Below are 8,195 nucleotides of genomic sequence, written 5' to 3'. Positions count from 1 at the left end.
GGCATGTTTTCCACAGGCGTCGCAAAGCCTGACATCAGCACCGCCGGCACGCCGACGGCGAACGCCCCCAGGATGGCCTGCTGCTGCGTCATGCTGACCGCGGAAATCATCAGACCGATGCCGACCACCGAGGCGATGAACAGCACCAGGCTGGCAAGCAGGAGTGCAAACGAGCCCGTAAACGGGATGCCGAACAGGAAGACGCCCGCGCTGATCATGAACAGGCCCAGCCCGGTGCCAATTGCGAGTGCCGGCAGCGACTTGGAGATGATGATCTCGGGCGTCGAGGTGGGCGACACCAGCAACTGGTCGAAGGTGCCCAGCTCGCGCTCGCGCGCGATCGACAACGAGGTGATGAGCAGCGCGCTGAACAGTGCCAGGATGCCGGTCAAGCCGGGCACGATGAACCAGCGGTAGACCAGGTTCGGGTTGAACCAGTGGCGCACGACCACCGGCGTCGGTGCCTGCGCGTCGGGCACAACCTCGGCGCCGACGTCGGCGGCAATGGTGGACAGGTAGGCCACGGTGATCTGGCCCGAGTTGCTGCGGCGGCCATCGACCACCACCTGTGCCTTGCCACTGCCACCGGCGGCGATGGTGCGCGAGAAGTCCACCGGAATGGCGAGTGCGGCGATGACCTCGCCCCGGTCGATCATCTCGTGCAACTGCCGCTGGCTGTCCACATGCCGGACGTGGGTGACGAAGCGGGCGCTGTCCAGGCGCTGCACCAGTTCGTGCGACCAGCGTCCGGCGTCCTGGTTGTAGACGGCGATGTCGACGTTGCGCACTTCCAGCGTCGCGGCAAAGGCGAATACCAGCAATTGCAGGATGGGCGGCACGAACACCACCATGCGGCTGCGCGGGTCGCGCAGCACGCTCAGCACTTCCTTGATGAATTGGGCGCGCAGGCGGGTGAACGAGAAGGCGGAGGTCAACATGGCTTCACTCCAGGTTCTTGCGCGTGGCGCGCTTGGCGATGATGAAGAACACAGCCCCGATCGCCGCCATGGCTGCCAGATTGGGCAGGAATACGGCCCAGATGTCGCCGGCGAGAAACACGGTTTTGAGCGAGTCGACGAAGTAGCGCGCCGGAACCGCTCGGGTGATGGCGCGGATCGGCGCCGGCATGGCATCGATCTCGTACAAAAAGCCCGACAGCATGAAAGCCGGCAGAAAGCCCGTGAACAGCGCAATCTGCGCCGCCAGGAACTGGTTACGCGCCAGGGACGAGATCAGCAGACCCTGGCCCAGCGCCGGCACCATGAACACGGCGGACAAAAGCAGCAACGCCGCCAGCGAGCCACGCATCGGGACGCCGAACACGAACACGGCCAGTGCGGCCGCGCCCAGTGTGGACAGCATGCCGAGCACGAAGTACGGCAGCAGCTTGCCGATCAATATCTCCGCCACCGAGGCCGGCGTGGACAGCACCGCCTCCATGGTGCCGCGCTCCCATTCGCGCGCCACCACCAGCGCGGTCAACATGGTGCCGATGATGGTCATGACGATGGCAATCGCGCCCGGAATCAGCGCGCGCCGGCTTTCCAGCTCGGGGTTGAACCAGTAGCGCGGCTCCAGCACGACGGACTGCGCGGGTGCTGCGACATCCAGCCCGGCGCGCCACGTCTGCACCACGCCGCGAGCGTAGTTTTCGACATAGTTGGCGGTGTTGGGGTAGGAGCCATCGGTGACGATCTGCACCAGCGGCTCGCTGCCGCGCTGGGCCAAGCGTTGTTCGAAATCCTGCGGAATGACGACGTAGCCGCGCAGCGCACCGGAGACGAGCTGCTCGGCCACTTCGCGGCGATCATGGGCGAAGTGCACATCGAGGAAGCGCGTCCCGGAAAACGCCGCCGCCAGTTCCTGCGCTGCCGCACCGGGCGACTCCAGCACGACACCGACACGAACATCCTTCGCATCCAGCGACACTGCATAGGCAAACAGCAGCAGCAACACCACCGGCAGCACGAAGGCGATCAACAAAGTGGATGGGTCACGCAACGCCTGATAACTTTCCTTGGTGACCAAGGCCACCAGGCGCCGCAGGTCAAAACGGCGCAAGTCGCCCTGCATCGGGCCAGCGCCGTCCTTGTGTTTCTCAACGACGTTCATGCGGCAACCTCCATCTCACGGTCGGCAGACTCCACCAGGTGAATGAAGGCGTCCTCCATGGTCGGGTCGGGATGTTCGGCATTCGCGGCGGCACGCTTGAGCGCATCGGGCGTGTCGAGCGCGATCAGGCGCGCGCGAGAGAGCATGGCGACGCGGTCGCAGTATTCGGCCTCGTCCATGAAGTGGGTGGTGACCATGATGGTCACGCCCTTGCGCGCCAGGCCGTTGATGTGGGTCCAGAATTCGCGCCGGGTGATCGGATCCACGCCCGAAGTAGGCTCATCCAGGAACAACACGGGAGGCCGATGCATGAGCGAGCAGGCCAGCGCCAGGCGCTGTTTGTGCCCCAGCGGCAGGGAATCTGGCGTGGCGGACAACCAGTCGCCCAGATCGAAGGTTTCGATCATTTCCCCGATGCGCTCGCGCCGGGTGTTGCCCTCCAACCCGTAGACGCCGGCCGAGAACTCCAGGTTCTGCTGCACCGACAGCAGGCCGTAGAGCGAGAATTTCTGCGCCATGTAGCCGAGCCGGCTCTTGGCCGCGCCGGTGGCGCGGCGCAGATCGTGCCCCACCACGTGCGCCTCGCCCGCAGTGGGTTTCAACAGGCCGCACAGCATCTTGAAGGTGGTGGACTTGCCGGCGCCATTGGGGCCGAGCAGACCGAAGATTTCGCCTTTGTACACCTCGAAGCTGACCTGGTCGGTGGCGGTGAACTCGCCGAAGCGCTTGGTGAGATTGCGGCAGGAGACGGCAATGTCCGAGCCCAGTTCGACCGGTGACAGGCGTTCGGCCAGTGTCGAAGTGCCGCCGGGGCCGCCACCGAGGAGATCGATGAAGGCGTCTTCGAAGCGCGCGGGCACCCGGGCCAGCTGCACTTGGGCACGATCAGCCAGCGACTGGATTTGGCTTGCCTGCGCACCCTCGCGCAGTACCACGCGCACGCCGGCGCCCTGGATCACGCCATCGCTCACGCTCTCCAGATCGAGTGCCTCGGTCAGAACCGCCCGGCGCTCGGCGCCGACGTTTTCCAGGCGGAAGCTGCGGCCTTCGAGCTGCGCGGTCAGTGCTTGCGGCGGGCCATCGAACAAGAGCTGCCCCTGGTTCAGCAACAGCACGCTCTCGCAGCGCTCGGCCTCGTCCAGATAGGCGGTAGACCAGACCACGGCCATGCCCTCATCGGTCAGTGCCTGCACCATGCGCCACAAATCCTGGCGGCTGACCGGGTCAACGCCCACGCCGGGCTCGTCCAGCAGCAGCACCTTGGGCCGCGCCATGAGCGCACAGGCCAGGCCAAGCTTCTGCTTCATGCCGCCGGAGAGCTTGCCGGCCAAGCGCTTCGTAAAAGGTCCCAGCCGCGTGAAGTCCAGCAACTCGGCAAATAGATCGGCATTGCGATCCGCATCCATGCCGCGCAGCTGCGCATACAGGCGCATGTTCTCCATCACCGACAGGTCTTCGTACAGGCCGAAGCGCTGTGGCATGTAGCCGCTGGCCACGTGAATGGCGTCGTTGTCCTTGACCACGTCATAGCCGGCCAGGGTGACGCGGCCGGCATTGGGCACCAGCAGGCCGGTCAGAATCCGCATCAGCGTCGTCTTGCCGGCTCCGTCCGGGCCGACCAGACCCGTCAGCCGCCCATAGTGGATGTGCGCGCTCAAGTTCCGCAGGGCCTGCACCTTGCCGAAATGCTTGTCCACGCCTTCGATAACGACGGCGGCGACATCGGCGCTCGCGCTCGTCGGCGTGGCAGTCATGGCTGCGTTTGCCTGCATCTCAACGTTCTCCCACGCGCGTGCTGGAGGCTGGTTTGGCATCGACCGCGATCGTCACCGGCATACCCTGACGCAAGGCGGCGTCGCTGTCGGCCTCGTCAATGACGATGCGCAGGCGATACACCAGATCCGTGCGCAAGTCCGTCGTCTCCACTGTCTTGGGCGTGAATTCGGCGCGCGGCGAGATGAAACCGATCTGGCCGCGATAGATCTTTTCCCCGGAATCGCTCTTGACGTGCACCGCCGTGCCCGGTGCGATGCGGCCCAGATCCCGCTCGCCCACGTAGGCGCGCACGTACACGGGCTTGTCCAGGCTCAGGCTGTAGACCGCACTCTGGCTGGCCACCATGCTGCCGGGTTCACGCACCCGCGCGATGATGGTTCCATCGCTGGGTGCCATGAGTTCAGTGTCCGCCAGAGATGTAGTGGCTTGCGCTGCGGCTGCCTGCGCCGCTGCAAGGCGAGCCTCTGCTGCGGCAATGTCTTCCTTGCGAAAGCCTTCGGATGCTTGCGACAGGGCGGCCTTGGCTGATTCGACGCCCGCAACCGACTGATCTCTTGCGGTGCGGGCAGCATCGACCGTGCGCTGGCTGCTTGCACCCGACGCCAACAGGCTGCTCTGGCGCTGAAAGTTGCGCTCGGCATCGAGGGCGAGCGCCTGCGCTTTCTTAAGCGCCTCGCGTGCCTGGGTGATTTCCTGAGGTCGCAGGCCGCGGCGCAGCTTGGTCAGCTCCGCCTGCGCCACCTGTACCTGGGCTTGTGCGGCTGCAAGGGCGTCTTGATATGGCTGCGCGTCGAGCGTGGCCAGGCGCGCGCCGGCAGTGACGGAATCACCCTCGTCAAAAGCCATCTGCGTGACGCGCCCGGGCTGGCGGAAAGCCAATTGAACCTCGCGGATGTCGACGTTGCCGTAGAGGCGCAATGCATCTTGATTGTCATGGCCGCGCGTGAACCAGAACGCCAGTGCACCGCCAAGAACGAGCAGGGCAACAATGATCACGACCCAACGGGTTTTTTTTGTAGAGAGGTTCGGAGTTGTCATGGATGGGTTTCCACTAAAAAAAGATGCTCACTGCTCGCGCGTGGCCGGTGCATTCGCCGTTGATCGACGCCAAGCAATGGCCGCGATGCCGACCCACACCAGCGTGCGCAGCGTCATGGCAATGACCGTGCGCCGCTCCCAGGCGCCGCCGAGCGCCACATGCACTCCGAAGGCCAGGAATACGAGTGCCGTCGCAACTGCGATGGCCATGGCCAGCCATGTGGCCCAGCGCCGACGCATCCACAACCCGACGCCAGCGATGACGTAGGCGAACCCGGCCAGAAAGTTGAACCAAAGCACGAAGGGCACATAGCTTCCGGCCGCGTCACGCCCTGCACCGTCATAAAACAGGACGGCGCCGCCTTCCCGGATGGTCATCAGGCCAAAACCGATGGCAATCAGGGCGATCACACGCATCCAGATGCCGCGCCCGTTGTGTGCTGTCATGTTCATTGCTCCCGGTTCTTCGGAGGGTTTGCTGGATCGTCGTGCCGTTTGAGGACTGGACGGGTGCTTCATGTGCCGCTTTCGATGCCACGGCGATAGATGGCGAACACGGCGGGCGCATCGCGACGAATCCGACTGACCTTGCCGGCCAGCAGGGACTGCATGACCAGCCCCTGGATCGTGCCGATGAACAGCACGGCGGCGGCATCCACGTCCAGATCCGCATCCAGCTCGCCCTGCGCCTTGCCCGCTTCCATCAGGCGGCGCAGGCGCTGCTCGTACTGGCGGATCAGGGTTTGCACCATGCGCTTGGCGAGCGTCTCGCCAGAGCGCTGCAACTCTCCGAACAGCATGCGTGGCACGCCCGGGTGCTTGGACACGAAGTCGATGTGCGTCATGAACATGGCTTCGAGCGCCGCGCCAGGAGATGCGGCGCCTTCGGCCGCCTTGTCCACGCTGACCAGAAGGCGTTCGCCGACCCAGGACATCGTGGCTTCCACGATGGCTTCCTTGTTGGGGAAGTGACGAAACAACGCGCCCTGCGTCAAGCCCATTCGGTCGGCAATCGCCGTGGTCGTGATCTCGGCCGGGTTTTGCTCGGCTGCCAGATCAACCACGGCTTGCACTGTGGCCGCGCGCCGATCTTCGGCGGACAGGTACTGGGGGCGTTGGCTCACGATTCAGACTCCATGTAGTAAGTGATCTATTACTATCGTAACACGTAAAATGACCATGACGCAAGATCGGAAACTTGTCGGATGAGACAGAACTGCGGGCCTTTCATACGGAGAGCGGATCGGTCAACTTGATGCAACTCAAGAAGCTGGATCCCATATCAGGCAGATCGGAAGATGCGTGATCGTTGGGCCTGGAGCTTCAGCTGCGGCAGTGATTGCGTTTGTGAAGGCTGAAAAAACTTTGCGCCCCTGCGGAAGGCTTGCAACTTTTCCTGCGAGCGATAAGATAGTAATATGTTACTCGCTAAATGAAAGGCTGGAAATGAGCAACGTCGCAATACATGGCAGGGCCGATCTGACGCAGCCCGAAGCCTGTCGCCCTGACGCCCTGGATACGCTTGCGAATGCTTGGCGGGCGCGCAGCACGGGGGGGTTGTCACCGGCGGCCGGCCTGCTGGCTTGGTACGACTGGGCGCTGCACCTGAGCCTTTCGCCAGGCAAGCAACGCAGCTTGATCGAAAAGGGCTTGCACAAACAGCAACGCCTTGCGCGCTATGCCTTGCGTGTTGCCAGCGCGCACGATTGCCCGACCTGCATCGAGCCCCTGGAGCAGGATCGGCGCTTTGCCGCCCCGGCTTGGCAGCAGTGGCCCTTCAACGTGATTCACCAGGGTTTTTTGCTCCAGCAGCAGTGGTGGCACAACGCCACCACGGGCGTGCGTGGCGTGTCGCGCCATCACGAGAACATGGTCACGTTCGCTGGGCGGCAGTGGCTGGACATGTGGTCGCCTTCGAATTTCATCTGGACCAACCCCGAGGTGCTGCACGCCATCACGCAAAGCGGTGGCGCAAACCTGTGGCGCGGCGCCGTGAACTTCCTTGACGATGCGCGACGCCTCGCGCTCGACGATGCGCCAGCAGGGGTCGAAGGGTTCGAGGTGGGCAAGGACGTGGCGATCACTCCAGGCAAGGTGGTGTTTCGAAACCACCTGATCGAGTTGATTCAGTACTCACCCACGACGCCGGATGTGCATGCGGAGCCGGTACTGATCGTGCCGTCCTGGATCATGAAGTACTACATCCTCGACCTGTCGCCGCACAACTCGATGGTGAAGTACCTGGTCGATCAGGGGCACACGGTGTTCATCCTTTCATGGAAGAACCCGACGGCGGCCGATCGCGACCTCGGTCTGGAGGATTACCGCTGGCTGGGGGTCATGGACGCGTTGGATGCGGTCACGGCCATCGTGCCCGAGCGCAAAGTGCAAGCAGTGGGCTATTGCCTGGGCGGCACCTTGCTCACGATCGCCGCCGCCGCGATGGCGCGCGATGGCGACGAGCGGCTGCAAAGCCTGACGCTGTTGGCGTCGGAGATCGATTTCCGCGAATCGGGCGAGATCGCGCTCTTCATCGACGACAGTCAACTGGCCTGGCTTGAAGCCGGTATGTGGGACAAGGGCTATCTCGACGGCAGGCAGATGGCCGGCGCGTTCCAGATGCTCAACTCGCGCGACCTGATCTGGTCGCGACGGGTGCGTGAATACCTGTTGGGTGAGCGCCAGACCTTCAATGACCTGATGGCCTGGAATGCCGACGTGACCCGCATGCCGTACCGCATGCACAGCGAGTACCTGCGGCGCTTGTATCTGGACAACGACCTGGCCGAGGGGCGCTACCGCGTCGGCGGGAGACCCGTGGCGCTGGCCGACATCGAGGTGCCCATGTTCATCGTCGGCACGGTGCGCGATCACGTCGCTCCCTGGCCATCCGTGTACAAGATGCATCTGCTCAGTGATGCGGAGCTGACCTTCGTGCTGACCAGCGGCGGGCACAACGCCGGCGTCGTCAGCGAGCCAGGGCACCCCCGGCGCAGCTTCCAGATTGCGACCCGTGCCGCTGGCGATCGCTATATCGATCCGCAATTGTGGCGTGCCGAGACCCCGCTGAACGAAGGCTCCTGGTGGCCGGCATGGCAGCAATGGTTGGCCGGGCGCTCGGCCGGGCGCGTCGCTCCGCCTGCCATGGGCGGGACGCAACCACCGCTTGGCGATGCGCCGGGAACCTATGTGGCCATGCGATGACATGGCAAAACGCGTCCACGAACACATCACTCAACTTTCATCGGGTCGTTGCGCAGGCATGGCCC

The 8,195-nt window shown here is 64.1% G+C and carries 7 protein-coding genes; 1 reads left to right on the top strand and 6 read right to left on the bottom strand.

Annotated elements, in window-relative coordinates:
* The 6 genes from ACE3T5_RS06740 to ACE3T5_RS06715 form a co-directional block, all read right to left on the bottom strand.
* On the bottom strand, positions 1–938 hold a 938-nt coding region (locus tag ACE3T5_RS06740; RefSeq protein ID WP_374665777.1), incomplete at its 3' end, for an ABC transporter permease.
* Between the two features lie 4 nt (positions 939–942).
* Positions 943–2,112 (bottom strand): ABC transporter permease, encoded by a 1,170-nt coding sequence (locus ACE3T5_RS06735; RefSeq protein ID WP_123676511.1) that lies wholly within the window; start codon positions 2,110–2,112, stop codon positions 943–945.
* The gene (locus ACE3T5_RS06730; protein ID WP_374665775.1) at positions 2,109–3,884 is read right to left on the bottom strand and encodes an ATP-binding cassette domain-containing protein; all 1,776 of its coding nucleotides are present in this window, start codon (positions 3,882–3,884) and stop codon (positions 2,109–2,111) included. Before ACE3T5_RS06730 ends, ACE3T5_RS06735 begins: the two co-directional genes overlap by 4 nt.
* Position 3,885: 1 nt before the next feature.
* A complete protein-coding gene (hlyD, locus tag ACE3T5_RS06725; protein WP_123676509.1) occupies positions 3,886–4,926 on the bottom strand; it encodes a secretion protein HlyD in 1,041 nt (346 codons plus the stop codon).
* 27 nt (positions 4,927–4,953) lie between these two features.
* Positions 4,954–5,373, bottom strand: a complete 420-nt coding sequence (locus ACE3T5_RS06720) for a hypothetical protein (protein WP_054668692.1) — start codon at positions 5,371–5,373, stop codon at positions 4,954–4,956.
* 68 nt (positions 5,374–5,441) lie between these two features.
* Positions 5,442–6,050, bottom strand: a complete 609-nt coding sequence (locus ACE3T5_RS06715; RefSeq protein WP_054666182.1) for a TetR/AcrR family transcriptional regulator — start codon at positions 6,048–6,050, stop codon at positions 5,442–5,444.
* Positions 6,051–6,372: 322 nt separating this feature from the next.
* Between ACE3T5_RS06715 and ACE3T5_RS06710 the strand changes: the two genes are divergently transcribed.
* Positions 6,373–8,130, top strand: coding sequence for an alpha/beta hydrolase (locus ACE3T5_RS06710; protein WP_123676508.1), 1,758 nt, complete (start codon positions 6,373–6,375; stop codon positions 8,128–8,130).
* Positions 8,131–8,195 lie beyond the last annotated feature (65 nt).

Source organism: Ramlibacter sp., assembly GCF_041916345.1.
Lineage (GTDB): Bacteria > Pseudomonadota > Gammaproteobacteria > Burkholderiales > Burkholderiaceae_C > Ramlibacter.
Note: the sequence above shows the minus strand (reverse complement) of the source record. Positions and strands in the feature narration are given on the sequence as shown.

Excerpts from the sequence above, each read along its gene's own strand:
- ACE3T5_RS06735 (WP_123676511.1), bottom strand. The coding sequence starts at position 2,112 with ATGAACGTCGTTGAGAAACACAAGGACGGCGCTGGCCCGATGCAGGGC.
- hlyD (WP_123676509.1), bottom strand. The coding sequence starts at position 4,926 with ATGACAACTCCGAACCTCTCTACAAAAAAAACCCGTTGGGTCGTGATC.
- ACE3T5_RS06710 (WP_123676508.1), top strand. The coding sequence starts at position 6,373 with ATGAGCAACGTCGCAATACATGGCAGGGCCGATCTGACGCAGCCCGAA.
- ACE3T5_RS06730 (WP_374665775.1), bottom strand. The coding sequence starts at position 3,884 with ATGCAGGCAAACGCAGCCATGACTGCCACGCCGACGAGCGCGAGCGCC.
- ACE3T5_RS06720 (WP_054668692.1), bottom strand. The coding sequence starts at position 5,373 with ATGACAGCACACAACGGGCGCGGCATCTGGATGCGTGTGATCGCCCTG.